At 59.1% G+C, this 21,814-nt stretch carries 15 protein-coding genes; 9 read left to right on the forward strand and 6 right to left on the reverse strand.

From position 1 onward, the window contains the following. Positions 1-115: 115 nt before the first annotated feature. The 3 genes from OHL16_RS02045 (at position 116) to OHL16_RS02055 (ending at position 7,984) form a co-directional block, all read left to right on the forward strand. Positions 116-1,927, forward strand: a complete 1,812-nt coding sequence (locus tag OHL16_RS02045; protein WP_263365409.1) for an acyl-CoA dehydrogenase family protein — start codon at positions 116-118, stop codon at positions 1,925-1,927. A 126-nt stretch (positions 1,928-2,053) separates the two neighbouring features. Next, on the forward strand, positions 2,054-5,041 hold the full coding sequence (locus OHL16_RS02050) for an Ig-like domain repeat protein (protein WP_263365410.1): 2,988 nt from the start codon (positions 2,054-2,056) through the stop codon (positions 5,039-5,041). Positions 5,042-5,245: 204 nt separating this feature from the next. Continuing rightward, the gene (locus OHL16_RS02055) at positions 5,246-7,984 is read left to right on the forward strand and encodes a protease pro-enzyme activation domain-containing protein (RefSeq protein ID WP_263365411.1); all 2,739 of its coding nucleotides are present in this window, start codon (positions 5,246-5,248) and stop codon (positions 7,982-7,984) included. Between the two features lie 59 nt (positions 7,985-8,043). On the opposite strand, the gene ppk1 is transcribed toward OHL16_RS02055, so the two are convergent. Together ppk1 and OHL16_RS02065 are read right to left on the reverse strand one after the other, a co-directional pair. Further along, positions 8,044-10,209 (reverse strand): polyphosphate kinase 1, encoded by a 2,166-nt coding sequence (ppk1, locus tag OHL16_RS02060; protein WP_263365412.1) that lies wholly within the window; start codon positions 10,207-10,209, stop codon positions 8,044-8,046. A gap of 139 nt (positions 10,210-10,348) precedes the next feature. Beyond that, positions 10,349-11,179: an alpha/beta hydrolase gene (locus OHL16_RS02065; RefSeq protein WP_263365413.1), complete on the reverse strand. Its 831-nt coding sequence runs from the start codon at positions 11,177-11,179 to the stop codon at positions 10,349-10,351. Between the two features lie 65 nt (positions 11,180-11,244). Between OHL16_RS02065 and OHL16_RS02070 the strand changes: the two genes are divergently transcribed. From OHL16_RS02070 to OHL16_RS02090, 5 genes are all read left to right on the forward strand, one after another. Further along, a complete protein-coding gene (locus OHL16_RS02070; protein ID WP_263365414.1) occupies positions 11,245-11,949 on the forward strand; it encodes an esterase family protein in 705 nt (234 codons plus the stop codon). 161 nt (positions 11,950-12,110) lie between these two features. After that, positions 12,111-13,118, forward strand: a complete 1,008-nt coding sequence (locus tag OHL16_RS02075; protein ID WP_263365415.1) for an ATP-grasp domain-containing protein — start codon at positions 12,111-12,113, stop codon at positions 13,116-13,118. Between the two features lie 4 nt (positions 13,119-13,122). After that, on the forward strand, positions 13,123-14,253 hold the full coding sequence (locus OHL16_RS02080; protein WP_263365416.1) for a carboxylate-amine ligase: 1,131 nt from the start codon (positions 13,123-13,125) through the stop codon (positions 14,251-14,253). 26 nt (positions 14,254-14,279) lie between these two features. Next, the gene (locus OHL16_RS02085) at positions 14,280-15,317 is read left to right on the forward strand and encodes an aminopeptidase (RefSeq protein WP_263365417.1); all 1,038 of its coding nucleotides are present in this window, start codon (positions 14,280-14,282) and stop codon (positions 15,315-15,317) included. 2 nt (positions 15,318-15,319) lie between these two features. Then, entirely contained in the window at positions 15,320-16,510 is a 1,191-nt protein-coding gene (locus tag OHL16_RS02090) for a hypothetical protein (RefSeq protein ID WP_263365418.1), read from the forward strand. Between the two features lie 44 nt (positions 16,511-16,554). On the opposite strand, the gene OHL16_RS02095 is transcribed toward OHL16_RS02090, so the two are convergent. The 3 genes from OHL16_RS02095 to OHL16_RS02105 all read right to left on the reverse strand — a co-directional run bounded on the left by OHL16_RS02095 (position 16,555) and on the right by OHL16_RS02105 (position 20,030). Then, a complete protein-coding gene (locus OHL16_RS02095) occupies positions 16,555-17,967 on the reverse strand; it encodes an L-fucose/L-arabinose isomerase family protein (RefSeq protein WP_263365419.1) in 1,413 nt (470 codons plus the stop codon). Between the two features lie 99 nt (positions 17,968-18,066). Continuing rightward, positions 18,067-18,297, reverse strand: a complete 231-nt coding sequence (locus OHL16_RS02100; protein WP_263365420.1) for a hypothetical protein — start codon at positions 18,295-18,297, stop codon at positions 18,067-18,069. Positions 18,298-18,305: 8 nt separating this feature from the next. After that, positions 18,306-20,030, reverse strand: a complete 1,725-nt coding sequence (locus OHL16_RS02105) for a sodium:solute symporter family protein (protein ID WP_263365421.1) — start codon at positions 20,028-20,030, stop codon at positions 18,306-18,308. Between the two features lie 423 nt (positions 20,031-20,453). On the opposite strand from OHL16_RS02105, the gene OHL16_RS02110 reads away from it, so the two are divergent. Continuing rightward, on the forward strand, positions 20,454-20,750 hold the full coding sequence (locus OHL16_RS02110) for a hypothetical protein (RefSeq protein ID WP_263365422.1): 297 nt from the start codon (positions 20,454-20,456) through the stop codon (positions 20,748-20,750). 51 nt (positions 20,751-20,801) lie between these two features. Here the strand turns inward: OHL16_RS02110 and OHL16_RS02115 are convergent, their stop codons facing one another. Further along, a complete protein-coding gene (locus OHL16_RS02115) occupies positions 20,802-21,779 on the reverse strand; it encodes a COX15/CtaA family protein (protein WP_263365423.1) in 978 nt (325 codons plus the stop codon). Between the last annotated feature and the right edge of the window lie 35 nt (positions 21,780-21,814).

A 21,814-nucleotide genomic window follows, 5' to 3' on the forward strand; every position in this document is an offset into this window, starting at 1 on the left:
AGAGGAACGCGGTCGGAGCAGCTTTGATTGTTATCGATAGCCTACTGCTTCTCATACTTGGTGTAGGTCAATAACCGCTTCTCGTTCTTGTAACAACCCAAGAGAGGTAATCCAAATGTCCACAATGACCGCCCCCACCTCCACCGACAAGAAGATCATCCCCGGCGGAAGCTTCCTCATCTCCAACCCCACTCCTGCCGACTGCTTCTTCCCCGAGGACTTCACCGAGGAACACCGCCAGATCGCCCAGACCACGGCCGACTTCGCGCTTAACGAGATCGTCCCCGTCTCCGACCAGATCGAGGCCAAGGACTTCTCCGTCACGCGTCGGCTCATCAAGGAGGCCAGCGAGCTTGGCCTCACCTCGGTCGACATCCCCGAGGAGTACGGCGGGCTTGAGATGGACAAGGTCACCTCGGCCATCATCGCCGACAACATCGCCAAGCAGGGCAGCTTCTCCGTCGCCTTCTCGGCGCACGTCGGCATCGGGACGCTGCCCATCGTCTGGTACGGCACAGTCGAGCAGAAGAAGAAGTACCTGCCCAAGCTTGCCAGCGGCGAGTTTGTCGGTGCCTACGCGCTCTCTGAGTCCACTTCCGGGTCTGACGCTGTCAATGCAAGAACGCGCGCCGTTCTGTCGGAAGACGGCAGTACCTACACTGTCAACGGCGAAAAGATGTGGATCACCAACGCAGGCTTCGCTGACATCTTCACCATCTTCGCCAAGTGCGAGGTCAAGGAAGGCAAGGACGCGGGCAAAGAGCGCTTGACTGCCTTCCTCGTTGAGAAGGGAACTCCCGGCTTCACCGTCGGCAAGGAGGAGCACAAGCTCGGCATCCGTGGCAGCTCCACCTGCCCGCTCATTCTCGCCGATTGCAAGATCCCCGCGTCTAACCTGCTCGGCGAAGTAGGCAAGGGCCACCACATCGCGTTCAACATCCTCAACGTCGGCCGCTACAAGCTCGGCAACGCCGCCGTTGGAGCCGCGCGCATGTGCCTTGGCAACGGCATCCGCTACGCCAAGGAGCGCAAGGCCTTCGGCAAGTCCATCTCCGAGTTTGGCCTTATCCAGGAGAAGCTCGCCGACTGCGCCGTGGGGGTCTTTGTCGGAGAAGCGCTCTCGTACCGCGCCGTAGGGATGATTGACGCCGCGCTGGCGAAGGTCGATAAGCACGACACCGCCGCCATCCAGAAGGCCATCGAGGACTACGCCGTCGAGTGCTCTATCTGTAAGGTGTGGGACTCGGAGATGCTCGACCGCGTCGTCGACGAGGTGCTGCAGATCTACGCCGGCTACGGCTACGTCGAGGAGTATCCGGCGGAGCGCGCTTATCGCGACTCGCGCATCAACCGCATCTTTGAAGGCACCAACGAGATCAACCGGCTGATCATCACCGGCTGGCTGATGAAGTCGGCGATGAACGGCAAGCTCGCCCTGATGCCTGCCATCAAGCAGCTGATGGACGAGGTCATGTCCGGCCCCGTCGCGAAGGAAGACCGCGAGGGCCCGCTGGCCGAGGAGTACAACCTGCTAGCCAGCGCCAAAAAGCTCGCTCTGTTCGCCGCCGGTTCGGCGACGCAGAAGTATATGCAGAAGCTCGCCGACGAGCAGGAGGTGATGTCCGCCATCGCCGACATGATCATCGAGGTCTTCGCCATGGAATCGGCCATCCTGCGTGCGGAGAAGCTCTCCGGCAAGGGGACGGCCGAGATCCCCGTCGCCCTGGCGCGTATCTATGCTTCGGGCGCGATGGAGAGAGTCGAACTCGCGGCGCGCAAGGTGATTGCGACGGTGGCTGAGGGCGACATGCTGCGCACGCAGCTCGCCATCCTTCGCCGCCTCGCCAAGCACGATCCGGCTGACACCATCGCGCTGCGCCGCCAGGTGGCACAGCACGTCATCCGGGCAGGGAAGTACGCCTTCTAAGCAGCAACCCTTACCTGCTACCTAAGCTGTAGAACATCCCACAAAAGCACCAGCCGAGATACCCTCTCCGCTGGTGTTTTTCGTTGTCTTTTGAAGGTCGCTTTGTAACCATCGAAGCGATACCTTATGTTGACTCCCCATTCTCTGCGCGGCAGACTCCGCATAGCTTCGCCGTTCGTCTTTGCGTCGGTCTGTCTCCTTGCGCTCTCTGTGCCTGCTGCCTCGCAGACACCGCGTGTCGTTGTTGCGGCACCGGAGATCAGGCTTTCGGCGGCTGATTCCGCCGTCGATGCCGGCCCCGTTCCGGTCTCGCAGCCGTTGCGGTTGACTCTCCGGCTGAATCCTTCGGCGGATCGCACCGCCGCGCTCGACCAGCTTCTTGCCGCGCAGATTACGTCGTCCTCGCCGTCGTATCACCAGTGGCTTACTCCACAGCAGTTCGCCGCCAGCTATGGAGCCACCGAAGACCAGATTGCCACCGCCACATCATGGTTCCAGTCGCAGGGCCTCACGGTTGAGTCTGTCTCGCCCGCAAAGACCTGGCTCGTCCTCAGCGGCACCGCGGCGCAGGTCCAGCGTGCCTTTGCTGTGTCCCTGCGCAACTACGCCATCTCTGGAGCGTCGTACTACGCAAACTCAGACACCCCCACGATGCCCCGTGCAGTGGCTTCGCTGGTTGCTGGAGTCTCCGGGTTGAGCAGCATCCCATCGGTGGCGACGACATCTGTCTCCTCGGTCGGCGTCATGGGGAAGGCGACGGTACTTGCTGTTGGAGCGTCCAGCGCCGATGCGCTCTCCGCGGCGGCCTCGGCCATCGACGATAACTCCTCGCCGATCCTTGCCATCTCTACAAGCGCCTGTTCGATCGATCTCACCCAGGCGGACTACGACAACTATCGCGCGCTCTTTCGGCAGGCGAGTGCACAGGGCATCACTGTGCTGGCGACCAGTTCCTGCGGAGCACGTGGCTCGGGCAGCTTTCCTGCGAGCCTCAGCGAGGTGACTGCGCTGACGATCGCTCCCACGACCGCAACCTTTGCGGCTATCGACCCCCGCCCATCCTGGCAGAGCGCCGCAGGCCTGCCAACGGACGGATCGCGTGACGAGCCCGACCTCACCACAAGCTCGCTGGCCGACTTCGCCAATGCGATGGTGACCATCCTGCAGCAGAGTGGAGGCCGTCAGGGCAACATCAACAGCACGCTCTACGCACTGGCTAAGACGCCTGATCTCTACACGCAGCCTGACGATGCGCCTGCAGGTACGTGGGAGCCTGCCACCGGGCTCGGCACGGTCAACCTGCAGACGCTCATCAAGGTCTACCCGCGCGGCGTGAATGGTACGACGACCACGCTGACTTCCAGCAGCAACGGTAGCTCCGTCGGTTATGGGACGTCGGTCACGCTGACCGCGACCGTCTCTGCCTCAACCTCAGCCAGCACGGGACCGACCGGCACTGTCACCTTCAGCACTGCCTCCCAGGGAACGATCGGCACAGCGGCGCTCACCAACGGTACAGCAACGCTGACGGTAGGCAATCTCAACGTTGGGACCTACCTCATCACGGCAGGTTATTCCGGCGATAGCAACTATGCCGCCAGCTCTGGAACAACCAGCGTTACAGTCACTACTGTAACCGCCACAGTGGCGGCGACCATCTCTCCCGCTTCCAACGTTCCCTACGGCAGCACTGCGACTGTAACGGCTACGGTCTCTTTGCCCAACTCGGGAGCAGCTCCTAGTGGAACGGTATCCGCCCAGATCGAAGGCATTACTGGTGCTCTTTACACTGCTACTCTTTCGCCGAATCCGGGTGGCAACACGGCTACAGCAAATATCAACGTCAACGCACCCACTCCCAGCACGACACCCTATACTGTTCAAGTCACCTGCGCCGGCAATCAGAACTTCCAGTGCCAAGCTCCTCAAAATCTTACCTTCACGACCGCGAAGGGCAACACCACTACAACCATCAGTCTTTCTCCCGCCGCTCCCCAGGCCGGACAGCCCGTCACCATTACGGCGACGGTCAACAACAACGGCAACGGCACCGGGACATACACCTTCTCCGGCAGCATCACGTTTGTCGACACCTCCACTGGAAAGACACTCGCCACGGTCCCCGTCGGAACGAACCAGGCGGCCACCTCCCAGACACTCTCAGGCAACGTTCAGCACAACATTGTCGCGACTTACAGCGGTGATGCCAACTGGAAGGGCAGTACCTCGACTCCTCAGGCTGTCACTCCCACGCTTCTGCCCGCGACGGTCTCTTTGACTGCGAACTCCTCCAAGACACTCGCCGGCGTCAATGTAGTCTTCACCGCAACGGTCTACACCACGGTCACCAATACGGTCGGCCCCACCGGCACGGTCACGTTCTACGATACCTTCAACGGGTCGGTCGTTCAGCTCGGAGTGCCATCGGCAGTTACACCTAACGGCCCCAATCAGTCGATCGCCATCTTCTCAACGACTGGGCTCCAGGCGGGCACGCATAGCGTCTACGCCATCTACAACGGGGACGCGAACTTTTCGAGCGCAACCGCCCTGCCGTACTCGTTGATGCTCTCCGACTTCACTCTTTCCATGGTTCCGCAGACCCTGACGCTGCAGCCCGGTCAGACTGGCCAGGCCGTCATTCTCGCCGGACTTGTGGGTGGCTTCAATGGGAGCGTCAGCCTTGGATGCACACCGCCCTCAAGCTCTGAGACGACGTGCTCCTTCAACCCGGTCATCCTGACGGGCGGGGGCAGTACAACCCTGACGATCGTCACGACGGCTCCGGTCGTCCAGACGTCGCACAGGGGGCCGGGGCACTCCGGGCCGTTTGGCGGATGGAACGCGTTCGCCGGCTCGACCCTGGCTGTTCTGGTCTGGTTTGTGACGCCTCGCCGCCGCCGAATGCTTCCCGGAGTCATGCTGCTTCTTGCGACGGTGTGCCTCTCCAGTTCGATCGGCTGCGGCCGCGTGAAGTCAAGCGGTTCCGGCGGCACCACGATAACCGACCCGGGGACTCCGCTCGGCACGCAGATCTACACCATTACGGCTGCGGGGAGCGACGGCGTCAATACGGTTCGACACACCTACCAATATCAAGTGACAATCCAGTGACGGTGGATTGAGCAAGTCCAGCAAAATCGGAGATACTTACGGTCGGGACTGCGAATCAGTTGGTTCGCATGCTCCGGCCGCAACCTTTTTTCCCGTGTGCCGTCTATACCGGTGGAATTCAACCTCGCAGCGGACGCCTGGAGGCTGGTGCCGTTCCCCCGGAAGACAATCCTCGTTGGGCACAGGTATAAAGGCAAAATGTTCATGCGAAGCCCTTTCGTAGTCAGGCTTATCCTCCCCGCTCTCTTCGCTATTGGTCTTTCGGCCTTTCCGCTTGAAGCGGCCGTCAATAACCGTATCGCGACAGTCAATGACAACAGCCGTCGCACGATTGAGCACACAATCCCTGCCCGGGCGCGGCTGGCAACCGATCTTGGCGAGGCTCCCGCGGATCGCAGGCTCGACTCAGTCACGCTGCACTTCAACATGACCGACGCGCAGCAGGCCGAGCTCAACCAGCTTCTCATCGACCAGCAGAATCCCAGCTCGCCACACTACCACCAGTGGCTCTCGCCGGAGCAGTTCGCCGCGCGCTTTGGGCTGTCTAGCTCCGACCTCGCCAAGATTTCCTCGTGGCTCACTGGCAAGGGCCTTACCATCACCAGCGTTGGGCGCACCGGGACGATGATCACGTTCTCCGGCACAGTCGGGCAGATCGAGCAGGCCCTCGGCACCCGCATTCACGCGTACTCTCTCAACGGCGAGCAACACATTGCCAATGTCGCCGACCCGTCGCTGCCGGCCGCTATCTCAGACGTCGTGATGGGCGTCACTGGGCTGCACGACTTCAAGCTCAAGCCGCGTGCGCATGTGCGCCCAAATTACACGTCATCCATTACTGGCAACCACTACATAGCTCCCGGTGACTTCTACACGATCTACGACATAAATCCGAACTCGATCAACGGAGCTGGAGTGTCAATCGCAGTCGTGGGACAGACTGACATCAGTACCTCTGATGTTGATGCCTTTCGCGCTGCGTCTGGTCTCTCCTCCAACTCGCCGACGATTGTTAAGGCTACGGGATACGTTGCCGGTACCGTCGCGAGCGACATCGACGAGGCTCAACTCGACGTTGAGTGGTCTGGCGCAGTTGCTCCGAATGCCTCGATTAGTTTTGTGACTGTAGGGGCGAGCCAAAGTGCCTCCGTTATTGACGCGCTTCTCTATGCCATTTCAAACAAGGTCGCTCCCATCATCAGCATCAGCTATGGCAGCTGCGAGGCTTCGTGGGGGCAGTCCACTCTTGCTTCAATCAACAAATCCCTTCAAATGGCCAACACCATGGGCATCACAGTTGTAGGGCCCGGAGGAGACTCCGGCGCGACAGACTGCGACTCTGCCCTTTCGACAGCGACGCAGGGACTGGCAGTCGACTTTCCCGCCAGCTCTCCGTTTGTGACCGGTATTGGCGGCACCATGTTCAACGAGGGAACAGGCACCTACTGGAACAGCAGCAACGGCAGCTACTCTGGCTCTGCAACCGGTTACATCCCGGAGACAGTCTGGAACGAGTCGAATTCCTCCGGTCTTGGCGCCGGTGGTGGAGGAGCCAGCGCTTACTTCAGCAAGCCCGCGTGGCAGGTCGGTACCGGTGTTCCGTCCGACCTCTCCCGTGACGTGCCGGATATCTCCCTTGATTCAGCGGCCAGCCACGATGGTTATCTCTTCTGCTCGAAGGGATCGTGCACCAACGGCTTCCGCAACTCTTCCAGCAACCTCAATGTCGTAGGCGGCACGTCGGTCGCCACGCCCGCATTTGCCGGTATCCTCGCTCTGCTTGAGCAGAAGCTCAACGCAACGACTGGCCTGGGCAATGTAAATCCTCAGATCTACGGCCTTGCCAACAGCACCTACTACAACAATGCCTTTCACGACATCAATAGCGGCAACAATGACAGCCCCTGCACAGCCGGCACGCCCGATTGTCCCAACGGCGGCAGCATCGGTTACAACGCGACGACAGGCTACGATCTTGCTACAGGATGGGGAAGCCTTGACGTAGCCAACTTCGTCAATAAGTGGAGTCTTGCCTCGCCGACGGGCGTCAACGGCTCCATCGGGACAGCAATCTCGACCACGACTGTCTCGACCACCAGCGCGTCATGCGGCCTTCAGGGCAAGATCGCTCTGACCATCACTGTCGCCGGCAGTGGCAGCACTCCCACTGGTACTGTTCAGATCGTCGATCTTGGCCCGAGCGGCACCGCCTCGACCGTCCTGGGTTCTGCTACTCTCTCTGGCGGCACTGCTACCTATACGCTCGATACCTCGACGCTTAGCTCCGGCGGCAACACCATCAACGCGGTCTACTCCGGCGACTCGAACTACGCGGGCTCGAAGGGACCGCTCTCTCTCGATATAGTCTCTTCCAGCCAAAAGGACTTCGCCCTCACCCCCTGCACCGCTTCTGCTTCGGCCAGGTCAGGTTCGACGGCAAACGGAGTCACGTTTACCCTGACGCCTGCCAACGGCTTCACCGGCACCATCACCCTCAGCGCCAGCGCAGACAGCCCGCTCTCTGGGACCTACACCTTCACTCCCTCATCTGTAACCATCGGCTCTACATCTGCGGTGACCACGAGTTTCGTCCTTACGGCATTTGTGAGCCAGGCCAGGACGGGCAGTACGCTTAGCTCTTCCAATGGGCCTCCGCTCCGTGGTCGGGCTCCGTGGTACGTCGCAGGTTCGGGAGCCACCCTCGCTTGCGCACTCCTCCTCATCGCGCCGCGCCGCAGGCGTTGGGGAGCACTGCTTGCAGTACTACTTTCCGTAGCTGCAATCAGCGTCTCTGGTTGCGGATCGAGCAGTAGCAGCTCTACGGGCTCGGGCTCTGGTGGAGGCACTGTCACTAATGCAACTCCGGGGACTTACACCGTCAATGTCACGGCCACCTCTGGCAATCTCGTGCATACCTCAACCGTCACCTTCACCGTGCAATAGTTCCTGCGCCACAAAACCAGAGGCCGCGGCCTCTTGCATGTTCGCGAAACGGCGCCAAGCTAAACGGTCGCCGGCATGACCTCAGGAATCTTTTCGTTGCAACCCTCGGCGATGCGCATCAGATATTCCTGAGCGTTAAAGGGCTCGCCTGACTGCGGAGCCCGCACATAGCTGCCATCAGGCTGCAACAACCGCGCCTTGGTATTGTCCGCGAGGTACGCCGCGAGGATCTCCTCGCGTAGCCGCCTCTTCAGGTCAGGCTGAGTAACAGGGAAGACCGCCTCGCACCGCTCCAGCAGGTTACGTGGCATCCAGTCGGCGCTACCGCAGTAGATGTCCTCATGGCCGCCATTGGCGAAGCAGAAGATGCGACTGTGCTCAAGGAACCTTCCGACGATGCTGCGCACTCGGATCCTTTCGCTGAGACCAGGGACTCCGGGACGCAGCAGGCACATGCCTCGCACGATGAGGTCGATCTCCACGCCCGCCTGTGAGGCGGCGTACAGCGCCTCCACCGTCTTCGGGTCGATGAGTCCGTTCACCTTCGCAATGATCGCTGCCGGCCGTCCTGCGCGGGCGTGTGCTGTCTCACGCTCAATCATCGCCAGCGTCTCCTTCGCCAGAGTCAGCGGAGCCACCAGCAGTGGCTTGAGCGACTCCGCCTCGGTCTCTGCTGTCAGGTAGTTGAAGACTTTCTGCACGGCGGCAGTCATATCCGGTCGCGAGGTCAGCAGGCTCACGTCCGTGTAAAAGCGCGCCGTCACGGGGTTATAGTTACCCGTCCCCAGATGGGCGTAGCGCCGTACGACGCCATCGGGATCGCGTCGCACCAGCAGAGACAGTTTGCAGTGCGTCTTGAAGCCAAAGATACCGTGATAGACACCCACGCCCGCTTCTTCCAACTCGCGCGCCCAGCGGATGTTCGAGTCTTCGTCAAAACGCGCCATCAGCTCTACAACGACCGTCACATCCTTGCTCTGGCCTGCTTCAATCAGCGCGCGGAAGATCGGCGAGTCCTTGCTTGTGCGGTAGAGCGTCTGCTTCATCGAGATGACATTAGGGTCCTGCGCGCCCGCCTCAATGAAACCCTCCACTGCAGCGTACGAATCGAAGGGATGATGTAATAGAACGTCTCTTTGCCGCAGTTCATGAAAGATATCAGTAGACTTCGCGCTCAGCCTGAACTCGCGTGCTCCAAATGGCGGATACTTCAGCGCGGGCCGCTTTACCTCGGCATACAGGTTCATCAGCCGCGACAGATTCACTGGCCCATCGGTACGAAAGACCTGCTTTGGCTCGAGTTCGAAGTTCGTCCGCAGCCGCTCAACGATCTCATCGGTCGCAGAACTCTCAACCTCCAGCCGCACGGCGTCGCCCTTGCGGCGGTTGTAGAGCTCCGAACGCACGCTTTCCAGCACTGAACGTGACTCTTCCTCCTGCATGTACAGGTTGCTGTTGCGCGTTACGCGGAAGGCCGACCGCGAGAGCACCTCATAGCCCCGGAACATCCTCTCGACCTGAGACTCGATCAGCTCGTGCAGCAGGATAAAGTCACTATACCCATCGTCGGCGCATAGCGGAATCAGCCTTGGCAGCGCGCGCGGTATCGTCACGACGCCCAGAATCGAAGCCACTTGCTTGCCATTGGTCCGGCGTTTCCGCTTGAGTAGCAGAGCAATGCACAGCGCCTTGTTCAAGACATGCGGAAACGGATGGGAAGGATCGATTGTTACGGGCGTCAACAGGGGATCGACCTCGGAGGCATAGAACTCCAGGGCCTGATGGCGAGCCTGCTCGCTCAACTCGCTCCAGCGCAGCACTCGAATCTTCTCTGCCGCCATCGCAGGAAGCAGACTCTCATTCCAGCATCGGTACTGGGCCTCAACAAAGCTCGCTATCTGCTGGCTCAACCGGTCGAGCCTCTGTTGCGCGGTCAGGCCTCCCTCATCGAGTTGATGTGGCTGGCTGTAGCTGTCTTCGATCCGCTGCAGAATGCCAGCCACACGAATCTCGACAAACTCGTCGAGATTGCTCGCCGTAATAGCCAGAAACTTGACCCGCTCCATCAGCGGATTTGTGGGATCATTCGCCTCTTCGAGCACCCTCTCGTTGAACTTCAGCCATGACTCATCCCGGTTAAAAAACAGGTTCTCAGCATGTTCCGGAGACTTTCCAGTCGCAACGCGCTTCGAGGTTTTTGTAGCGGTCTTCTTCGTCACAGTCATACAGGTCTATGAGATTACAGCAGTTCCTGGTCTTTGCCGAGATGAACACCTGCCAAATCCCCACTCACAGACAGCAGGAAATCTCCACCGCCAAGGATAAGTAGTCTTACGTCCGCAGGGCAGGGAACAGCCATTTTCCCTACTCTGGCGGAAAGAGAAACCTCAGCATCGGAGCCACACGTTGAGCCCAGGCCAGTTCATTGTGCTCCGCGCCTTGCGCCTCGGTGTAAGCAAGGTCCTGACCGAGCTGCCATCCCTTTCTGATCAATCCTCGTTCAAGAGCGCGCGCGTTCGGAACAGCTCGCCTACTCTCGCATGTGCCCACATCCAGCCAGATTCGAAGGTCCGGCTTCCTATCGATTCCGGCTACCGACTTCAGAATGGCGCGATTCTGCCACCATACCGAGGGCGACATCACAGCGAGCCTGCCAAAGATCGTGGGATAGCGCAACCCAAGGTAGAGCGAAACCAGCCCTCCCAGCGACGACCCGCCAATCCCATAGTTGCCGGCTCCAGGTCGTGTGCGATAAGTCCTTTCGATAAAAGGCCTTAGCTCCTCGGTCAGCATTCGGCCGTAAGCATCTGCCTGTCCACCCCCAAGCCGTGTGTCTTCCGTAGGCGTGTACTCGTCAATGCGGCGCTTGCCAGTGTTATAAATGCCCACAATGATCAGAGGCTCGATGGCGTCCGCGGCAATCAACTCGTCGGCGGTCTCTCCCATGCGCCAGTGGTTTCCCGGGATAAACGCGGTCTTCGGGTCGAACAGATTCTGGCCATCCTGCATAAATAGAACAGGATAGCGGCGTTCTTGCTCGGCTTCATACATTGGAGGCAGATAGGCGATCAGGTCATGCTTCTCCTCCATATACTGCGAGGCAAACTGCAGATGCTTTTGCAGGCGCGACTCAAGGATTACTGTTGTGGCCGCGAGCGCGTTCTGATCTTCAGGTCTGACCGAATCCGTATTCATTCTGTAATAATGTCTGATCTTTAGAGTACCAAGCCCCCACCCTGCAATGGAAAGGCGCGACAATATTGAACCGCGAATATCATCGCTGGTGGTCAAATGATCTTCAGCGCGACATGGAGATGCTCGTCTTCGGCCATGGCGGCGCAAAAGTTCTTGTCTTTCCAACGTCTCAGGGGCGCTTCTTCGAATATGAAGACAACCAGATGATCGCCTCCGTCGCCGACCGCATCGACGCCGGGCATCTCCAATTCTTTTGCGTCGACAGCGTGGACAGCGAGAGCTGGTACAACAAAGGCGCGCACCCCTATTGGCGAGTACAGCGCCACCTCCAGTACGAGCGCTACCTTCTCAACGATGTCCTGCCGTTGACGTGGCGCATGAACTCCTCACCCCGCACCATCACGACTGGCTGCAGCTTTGGTGGCTACCATGCGCTCAACCTCGCCTTCCGCCATCCTGACAAGGTCAACGGCTGCGTCACGATGGGAGGCGCGTACGACATCAAACAGTTTCTCGATGGCTGGTATAGCGATGACGCTTACTTCAATAATCCACCCGACTATCTATCGAACTGCACCGACGGCTGGCGCTACAACCACATGCGCACCATTCTGGCTACGGGCGAATGGGACATATGCCTTGGCGATAATCAGCGGATGGCCGAGGTCCTGGGGAGCCGAGGCATTCCTCATGAGCTCTATGTCTGGGGCGATCATGCCGACCACGATTGGCCGTGGTGGCGTTCAATGATAAGGGTTTATCTGGAATGAGCTACCGGTTCATCCGGAGCGAATGAGAACTCGATCCAGGTTTTTCTGCAAATTCTGCCTCCTTCACCTACAATGCAGTTCCGGTCACAAGAGCCGCGCTGTTTTCTCGCAAAATGCCCGGGGGACGGATACGTGTCACTCTTGCGGACAAAGGAGTAGCCGTGAAAAAGATCGGGGTCATCTTCGGGATGGAGAGTACGTTCCCTCCAGCGTTGGTCGACAAGATCAACTCCATGGGGGAGCCAGGAATCCACGCAGAGCTTGCGTCCATTGGAGAGGTCCGTATGGCGGAGCCTTCTCCCTACGATGTCATCGTCGACCGCATCTCCCATGACATCCCCTTCTATCGCGGCTATCTCAAGAACGCGGCGTTGTCGGGCACGACGATCATCAACAATCCGTTCTGGTGGAGCGCGGACGACAAGTTCTTCAACTTCGCGCTTGGTACCAAACTGGGAGTCGCGATCCCCAAAACGGTGCTCTTGCCGCACAAGCAGCATCCGGCGGGGACTACTGATCAGTCCATGCGCAATCTGCAATTTCCATTGCCGTGGGAGAGCATCTTCAGCTATGTAGGTTTCCCCGCATTTCTGAAACCCTTCGACGGCGGCGGCTGGCGGGACGTTTACAAGGTGGACTCGCCTGAAGAGTTCTTCCACGCCTATGACCAGACCCGCGATCTCTGTATGACGTTGCAGCGCGCCGTGAAGTTTAAGGAGTACTTTCGCTGCTACGTTGTCGGCCAGGAGAAGGTGCACATCATGCACTACGATCCGTCGGCTCCCTTCCACGAGCGCTATGTGAAGAATCCGCCGCCGGTCGATGCCAAGCTGCTGCAGCGCGTGGAGCGGGATGCGCTGATCCTCTGCCGCGCCCTTGGTTACGACCTCAACACCGTCGAGTTCGCCTGCGAAGGCGGCATCCCCTATGCCATCGACTTCATGAATCCCGCGCCGGACGCGGATGTCAATTCCGTTGGACAGAAGAACTTTGACTGGATCGTAAATGCAGTGGCAGAACTCGCCGTTCGCAAAGCGAAGGAGCACGCAGGTCAGCCTTATACGTATCGCTGGAGTACATTTCTGAGCGGTCAATCCGATGAATCGGCGGGCGCCACGCAGACTAGCTCTACAAATATCTCAGAACCAAAGAAGAAGACCAGGGGGTGAACGGATGAACCGGCCAAGCCTCAGCATCGGAATTGAAGAGGAGTACCAGACGATCGATCCGGAGACACGTGATCTCCGGTCGCACATTCAATCGGAGATTCTTCCCAAGGCCAAGCGCGTGTTGCACGAATCGGTCAAGCCAGAAATGCACCAGTCCGTTATCGAAGTGGGAACCAGGGTCTGCTGCGGCATCAAGGAGGCGCGCGAGGACATCCGCAACCTGCGGCGCGCGATGATTACGCTCGCCAGTCAGAACGGCCTGCTGCTTGCCGCCGGCAGTACGCATCCCTTCGCCGACTGGAAGGTCCAGGAGATCTACCCGGACGAGCGCTACCATAAGGTGCTCCAGGAGCTTCAGATGGTTGCCCGTGCCAATCTTGTGTTCGGGCTCCATGTGCACGTCGGCATCGAGGACCGGAACACCGCGATCCACATCATGAATTCGATGCGGTACTTTCTGCCTCACATTCTTGCTCTCTCCACAAACTCACCATTCTGGGAGGGCCAGCCGACGGGATTCAAGTCATATCGCTCCAAGGTCTTTGAGCGCTTTCCGCGCACGGGCATCCCCGACGTCTTCGCCAACTGGGCTGACTATGAGACGTTCGTGAACCTGCTGGTCAAGACAGGCTGCATCGACAACGGCAAGAAGATATGGTGGGACATCCGTCCTCATCCACACTTCAACACGCTTGAAGTGCGTGTGTGCGATATCCCCATGCGGCTCGACGAGACGATGGCCATCGCGGCCCTCATTCAGGCAACAGTTGCGATGCTGTACAAGCTGCACGCGTCCAACAAGAGCTACCGTATCTACGGACGCGCATTGCTGATGGAAAACAAGTTCCGCGCAGCCCGCTACGGCCTCGACGGTAAGCTCATCGATTTCGGAAAAGAAGAAGAGGTTCCGTTACGCGATTTGATGCCGGAATACCTGAACTTAATCGACGATGTCGTTGATGAGCTCGGCTCTCGCGAAGAAATTGACTACATACACGAAATGCTTAAGATGGGTACCGGAGCCGACCGCCAACTCAAGGTGTATGAAGAAACTGGCGACTTGAAGAAGGTTGTGGATTACATGGTCTCCGAGACTCGGGTCGGGGTCTGCGAGCCTACTCCTGCACTCGCATAGTAGTCTTAGCTAAGAAGGGACTGTACTTGAATCAACCTGTTCTCACCGATCTCACGAAGACCGCATTTGATCCTGAACTCTCCCCCGGCGCATATAACGCGGTTAACACTTGCCTGCGCATTCAGCCGTCTGAGAAGGTCACGCTCATTACCGACCAAGAGTGCCTTGAGATCGCAGCCAGCCTTGCACACGAACTCGCCAAGGTTGGCTCCCAATTCAAAGCGTTTGTTCTGGAAGACCTTGCGCCTCGCCCTCTCACCGGGTTGCCGGAAGAGATCGCAAGCGATATGGAAACCAGTCAGGTCAGCATCTTCGCCGTCCGCGTGCAGCAAAGGGAACTGAAGTCGCGCATGCAGATGACCGACATCGTCAACCGGCGCAGGATTCGCCACGCCCATATGGTTAACATCAATCGCCAGATCATGCTGGAAGGCATGCGCGCGGACTACAACCGTGTCGACGCGCTCAGCCGGAATGTCATCGACATCGTCAGCCGGGCGAAAGAGATCAGGGCAACGAACCCCGCGGGTAGCGATTTCACGGCACGGCTGAACCCGAACTACCGCTGGCTCAAGACCAGCGGCATCATCAGCCCGGACAAGTGGGGCAATCTTCCCGGGGGCGAGGTCTTCACGACTCCCGGAGAAGTCAACGGGATCTGCGTCGTCGACGGCGTCGTCGGAGACTATCTGTGTGAAAAGTATCAGGACCTCGCAAGCCATCCCCTGACCATCCACATCAAGAACAACCGCATCACCGAAGTCTTCAGCGACAACAAGGAGTTGGAGGCGGAGTTCTGGCAGTACACCCACACCGATGAGAACAGTGACCGCGTTGGCGAGTTCGCCATCGGCACGAACATCGAGCTGACCCACCTCGTCGGGAAGATTCTGCAGGACGAGAAGTTCCCCGGCGTGCACATCGCCTTCGGAAATCCATATGGCGCGCACACCGGCGCGGACTGGTACTCCAGTACGCACATCGACGTCGTGGGGACGCGGTTTAATATCTGGGTGGACGGCCGGCAGATCATGGCAGACGGTCGCTTCCTTATCGAGGCCTGAGCATGATTCCGGCCCTGCGTGAGGAGTTCAACCGCAACTACACGCCGGAGAAGTATCGGCACTTCCTCGACGCGCTCGACAAGCGCTGTGGCAGTCACGTCGGCTTTCGTGTCTGCGAAACTCCGTGCTTTCTTCCGAAGACGCTCCTGGATCAGATGGCGCAGTATGGCCGTGAACTTGTCTTGCAGCTCGTTGACGATCCGCAGTATCTTCGCGCCTCGGATGCCTCCATCCCTCCGCAATATAAGGTCGCGAACGAGTCGAGGCTTCCAATGTTCCTGCAAGTCGACTTCGGCCTCGTCCGCAGCACGAGCGGCGAACTCGAGCCGAAGCTCGTGGAGTTGCAGGCCTTTCCCTCGGTCTACGGCTATCAGCCTTTGGCCGCGCAACAGTACGTCGAGTCCTACGCTCTTCCAGAAGATCTAGGGATATATCTCAACGGCTTCAACGGCGAATCGTACTGGAAGCTGCTTCGCAACTCGATTGTTGCCGAACACGACGCGGAGAACGTCATCCTTCTGGAGATCGATCCAATACACCAGAAGACGTTGCCCGATTTTCTGGTGACGCAGCGAGAGTTGGGCATCGCGGTGGTCGATATCCTCTCGCTGATTAAGCGCGGCAGAAAGCTCTTCTATCGCAACGGAGGGCGCGAGATCGAGGTCCATCGCATCTATAACCGCTGCATCGTCGATGAACTCGAACGTAAGAGTGTGACCCTGCCGTTCGATCTGCGAGACGATCTCGACGCCGAATGGGCCGGCCATCCCAACTGGTACTTCCGGATCAGCAAGTTCTCTATCCCTCATCTCAGGCATCGCAGCGTGCCCAGGACGTGGTTTCTCGACGAGGTCAGCAAGTTGCCCGAGGATGCCGAGAACTATCTGCTCAAGCCGCTCTACTCATTTGCCGGGCTCGGAATCAAGTTCGACCCCACGCAGGCCGACGTCGACGCTATCCCGCACGACCAGCGGCATAATTACATTCTCCAGGAGCGCGTTTACTTCGAGCCCGTCATCCACACGCCGCACGGAGCAACGCAGATGGAGATTCGTCTGATGTACGTCTGGCCCGAGGGCGGGGAACTGACACCTGTGCTGCCGCTCATCCGCATGGGCCGCGGCAAGATGATGGGCGTGGACCACAATCGCAACTTGGAATGGGTCGGTGGCTCTGCCGCGCTATGGGCGTGACATCCACTGCGCCGCAGAGCCACTGAGCTTACATCCCGTGCGAGCTACCTGTGCCAGTGCATCTTCCAGCCAAGGTACTTACTCGCAGCCTCATACACGGGAGCCGCAGTCGCTGAGAAGTTCGCCGCCACATGGTGCTCAAAGCCGTTCTCGCAGATGTACCGCAGCAACTCCTGCATCTTCGGAATCTCAACGACACCCGCACCGCCAAAGGTGTTCAGCGGATCATCCGTAAATGCGCCCTCGCCAACGTATCCGGCGATCTGCCCGGTGAAGTCGTTGGTCGAGAATCGTGCGAAGCTCATCGGCCCGGCCTTCACTGTGCCATCGAGCGTACCGAAGGTATTGTCCTTGCCGACCGTCCCGGCGATGATCTGCTGAAAGTCCATCTTCACGCCTTGCTTGAAGAAGTGCTTCGGCAGGTTGGAGCAGTGGAAGCACACGGCCTTGTCCGGGTTGTCGCCGTAGTTGTTGTTCCAGTCCAGCAGCGCCGAAGGGGTCTCACTCGCCAGAGTCAGCGCATACATGCTCAGCGTGCCCAGCACGTCGACCTCGCAGGCTGACGGAATCAGGCTCTCGCTCATCATGCTCATCACGGTGCAGGGAACAATTCCGAGATACTCTTCGATGGAGGTCCAGCACTGGACAGCGCTGATGGTCAGTGCGCTGGCGGCCATCCAGTGGTCAATGACCGCGCCCAGCTTAGCCATCTTCATCAGCGCAGCCTCAGGAGTCTCGCCAATCGGAATGTACTTCTTGATCGCCGCGAGCTTGGCCTGCGCTGCGTCGTCGTGGTCCTTCATGCGCTCGATGCGGCCCATGACCTCGCTGAGGTCCAGCGTCTCCACGGTGATGCCCGACTTCTCCAGCAGCTTCTCCGAGTAGCGAACCGTGTTGAACGCAGTCGGGCGGGCTCCAATCGCCCCAATCCGAAGGTTCTTCAGGCCCTTCACCACGCGGCAAACCGCAGTGAACCACGCAAGATCCGCCTTGAACTCCTCCGACTCCGGGGCCTCCGTGTGCAGCTGCGTCAGCGAGTAAGGAATCCCGTACTGCTTCAGGTTGTTGCAGATCGACATCTTCCCGCAGAAGCTGTCGCGCCGGAATGCAATCGACATCTTGCCTGCAGAATCCGGCGTCGCCTGGATCAGCACCGGAACCCTCAGATCCGCAAGACGCAAAGCATCGGCCAAGCCGCGCTCCTCGCCGAAGTTCGGTAAAGTGATGATGATGCCGTCGATCTCATCCGCGTGCTTTTTGAACAGGGCCGCGCATTTCTTGGCATCCTCATAGGTTTCTACCGCTCCATGTGCCGTCTCTTCCGGGGACAGCACAATGGGCTTTATCCCCGCCGCTTCCAATACCGCGATCATCTCCAGCCGCCCGCTCGTCGCCAGGTGGCTGGGGAAGAATCCACGGTTGCCAACGATTACGCCTAACGTCATCTGCTTCGCCATCTCTCTTACCAAAACCTCTCTGTGCCCCTCGAGGGCAGTTGTTGATGCAAGTTTCGCGCCTGCCACGTTATCGGAGCAGCGACGCATTGTCTTCGCCGTTTAGAACAGCTTATGTTTCGGCCAGAACCGAATCGAGTAAAACGCGCCAAGCACCGTCATCAGGGCACCCCACCACAGCGTGGGGTGCAGCTCAGCCAGCGCGGTAGCAGGAGGATCGTGCAGCTCCAGGACGCCTGTAATCACCAGGACCACGCCGTAAGCAAGCAGCAGAATCCCGCAGAAGAACCAGATCGACAACTCAGCCGCTTCAATGTCACGCTTCTCCGCCATGCTCACTCCTACCAGAACATCAGGTTCAAAATAAAGAACACAACAATCACCACGCATGCCCAGAAGATCGGCTTCTCCCAGAGCGTCTTCGATCCATCGTGCGGAATCGGGGTCACTCCGTAGACCAAGCCCGAAAGCTGCTCCTGTGGCACAGGCTTCGTCATCACGCTCACCGTCACCGTCACCACAACGCAGATAATCCAGCTCCAGAGCGCGCGGTACAGGTTCTCAGCCATGCTCTGCGCATTCGGGCTCAGCGCGATGTACCGCAGAGCTCCAGGGTCGCTCTGTACCCAGCCCCACATGCCAATCGACGAGGCCGTGCCCGCAAGCAGTCCCCAGAAGCCTCCCGCATGCGTCGCACGCTTCCACAGCATCCCCAGGACCACCGTTCCGAAGAGCGGAGCGATGAAGAAGCTGAACAACGCCTGCACGTAGTCCATGATGCTCGCCGCGTTCATTACCAGGTAAGCGGTCGCGATGCTGACCAGCATGCCTATCACCGTCGACAAGCGGCCCATCTGAACGTAATGCTTATCGTCCGCCTTCTTGTTGATGAATGCGCCGTAGATGTCGTACGTCCACACGGTCGAGAATGCGCTTACATTACCGGCCATGCCGCTCATGAAGCCTGCCACCAGGGCCGTAATGCCGAGCCCGAGCAGTCCCGGTCCGCAGTACCGGATCAACATGAGTGGAAGCACCTCGTTGTAGCTGTGCTGTCCCGTCGCCGCCGCCATGCTCTCGGGTACCAGGTGCATCAGGCTGCCGTCGGGGTTCTTCAGCACTGACAATGCCAGCAGCCCGGGAAAGATCACGATGAACGGCACGGCCATCTTGAACGCCGCACCGATCACAGGTGCCATCTTCGCCGCCCGCAGGTTATGCGCGCTCAGTACACGCTGGACTACAAGGAAGTCAGTGGTCCAATAGCCGAAGCTGATGATGAATCCTAGCCCAAAGACGATGCCTGTCCAGTGCACGCCCATTGGGTTGTCCTTAAAGCTTCCTAGCGTGCTCCACATATGCGTGTAATTGTTTCCGACGTTGGTTGCGATCTGCGCCTTCAGCTTCCCCCATCCGCCTGCTTCGATCAGGCCAAGAATCGGGATCATCGCCGCGCCCGCCCAGATCAGCACAAACTGCAGCACCTCGTTGATGATGGCCGACCGCAACCCTCCCAGCATTACGTACAGCGCGACTGTCGCCGCGCCCACCCAGATGCTGAAGCTGATGTTCCACCCCAGTACGGTCTTCATCACCAGCGCCATGGCGTACATGTTCACGCCGCTCATCAGGATCGTCATCAGCGCGAACGAGATGGCCGAAAGCCCGCGCGCTCCCTCACCGAACCGGAGTTGCAGATATCCAGGTACCGAGTGCGTCTTCGAGATGTAGTAGAACGGCATCATCACGATGCCGAGGAAGAGCATCGCGGGGATTGCGCCGATCCAGTACCAGTGAGCCGCCAGAATCCCGTACTGATAGGCCGACCCAGCCCAGCCCATAAGCTCTAGCGATCCAAGGTTGGCCGAGACAAAGCTCAGCCCGGCGATCCACGCCGTCATCTCGCGCCCGGCGAGGAAGAAGTCCTCGCTGGTATTCGCCTTACCCTTCGCGTAGAAGCCGATGAACACGACCAGCGCGAAGTACAGAAGCAGAATCACAACATCGACCGACGACAGGCGGGTCAGCTGCCTGTTCATCAGGTAAAGCGCAGAGAGAAGCTGCATTCGTCCATGACCTTGGTAAACGTTATCCGTCCTCGTCGACGGAGTGCCGTCACACCCTTCGGTTGAGATTGTCTGTTTCGCCACCGTGCCAGGAAGCGAATTTGCGAACGTTGCCAATATACATCAATGAATTCCTTGCGTCAGCTGTTCTGTTGAATCAAGAAGGATCAGAAAGAAGCTGCGGCCATCCAAGCCAGGTAAACGTTATCCGGAATGTGGCTGTCGAGCTGCCGCCGCACCCTTTGATTTGAGGTCGCCTGTGTCGCTAACGCGTCAGGCGGAGGCAATCTCCCGAAAGCTTCGCCAATATACATCAGCGAACTCGCTGGAGAAGCCGCTCAAGATCTGGTTAGGCGCCCGTCTAAGTCCATCTACGATAAACTGGCATGCAGCACAACCAGTTTTCAGGAGGAAATTTAGACAATGCGTATTCTGAAGCCAGCTGTTCTTGTATTGACCGTGTCTCTGATGGCCGGGGCCTCCAGCCTTGCATTTGCACAAAGCACCGTTGGGAAGGACGCCAAGCAGGCAGGAACTGATACCAAAGAGGTCGTCAAAGACACCGGGAAGGACGTGGAGAAGGGGACGAAGAGCGCCTATCACGCGACCACGAAGGGAACAAAGAAGGCCTATCACAAGACCACAAGCGCCACAAAGAAGGCGGCTGACGCGACCGTGGATACCACTAAGAAGACTGCGGACAAGGTCGAAGGGAAATAGACGGCCCGCCTCGGTAGACGGTCGTTTACTGGTTCCCAACTGAGGTTATGATCAGGCTCGCCGAAGGGTTTCGATAGCGCCGCTCTGCGGCGTGCCTGGTACCTCCGCCTTAGCTGGCCACACGATCTGCGCCACAAGGGCCACAAGCGCTAACCAGTAGAGGTCTGCTCCGAGCAGGTGCAGAATCTGCATCCACGCAGGCGCCAACACCAGGACGTCTCCCACTCCAAGCACAAACTGCAGTCCCAGCAGACCTGCCACAATCCGGCTCAGCGGTGATCGTACTCGCGCCACGAGCCACAAGACGCAGCACAAGCCAATGACCGCAGCCGTCGGGTGCATCCACCGCATCCGCACCAGAAGGGGGGAGTCCGCCGCAAAGTCGGACGCCAAAGCAGCCTGTAGAGACGGAGAAGGGAAAAGCGTGTCAGCGAGCGCCGCGACCGCACCCGTGGCTCCCACAACAACGGTCGCCACCACGGATGTCCACGCAGGCCAGGTAAGGTTCCGACCGACAGACAGTGACGATCCTTCTCGGCGGCCTGCATCGCTCAGCCACCACGCCGTCAGGCCCAGGGCCGCCAGCAACAGCATCGTATTCGTGAAGTGTACCGACTGCATGACTACGCGTGCCGTGGAGATGTTGTGCTCAACATAACCTCCAAGCACGAGCACAGCACCCAGCAGAGCCTCCGTCACCAGAAAGAACGCCGTGGCCATCACGGCTCGCCGAGCCCTGTCCCCGCGCTTCGTCTCGTAAAAGGTCCAGACAGCGAGAGCAATTACCAGAAACGTGCAGACCCCGGTCATCGATCGGTGCGCAAATTCGATGACCGTAGCCAGCCGAGGATGATGCGGGAAAAAATCCCCATTGCACAGCGGCCACCTGTCCCCGCAGCCTGCGCCCGAGCCCGTCGCCCGTACCACCGCGCCCCACAGAATCACCAGGATGTTGTAACCCACCACGCCCCAGGCAAAGCCGCCCAGCGCCCGCGAAGGACGCTTCACCGCAACCGCACTCGTAGACATAGCATCATTTTACTTCCAGACATCCAAAGGCCCTC

The sequence above is a fragment of the Edaphobacter bradus genome, assembly GCF_025685645.1.
GTDB lineage: Bacteria > Acidobacteriota > Terriglobia > Terriglobales > Acidobacteriaceae > Edaphobacter > Edaphobacter bradus.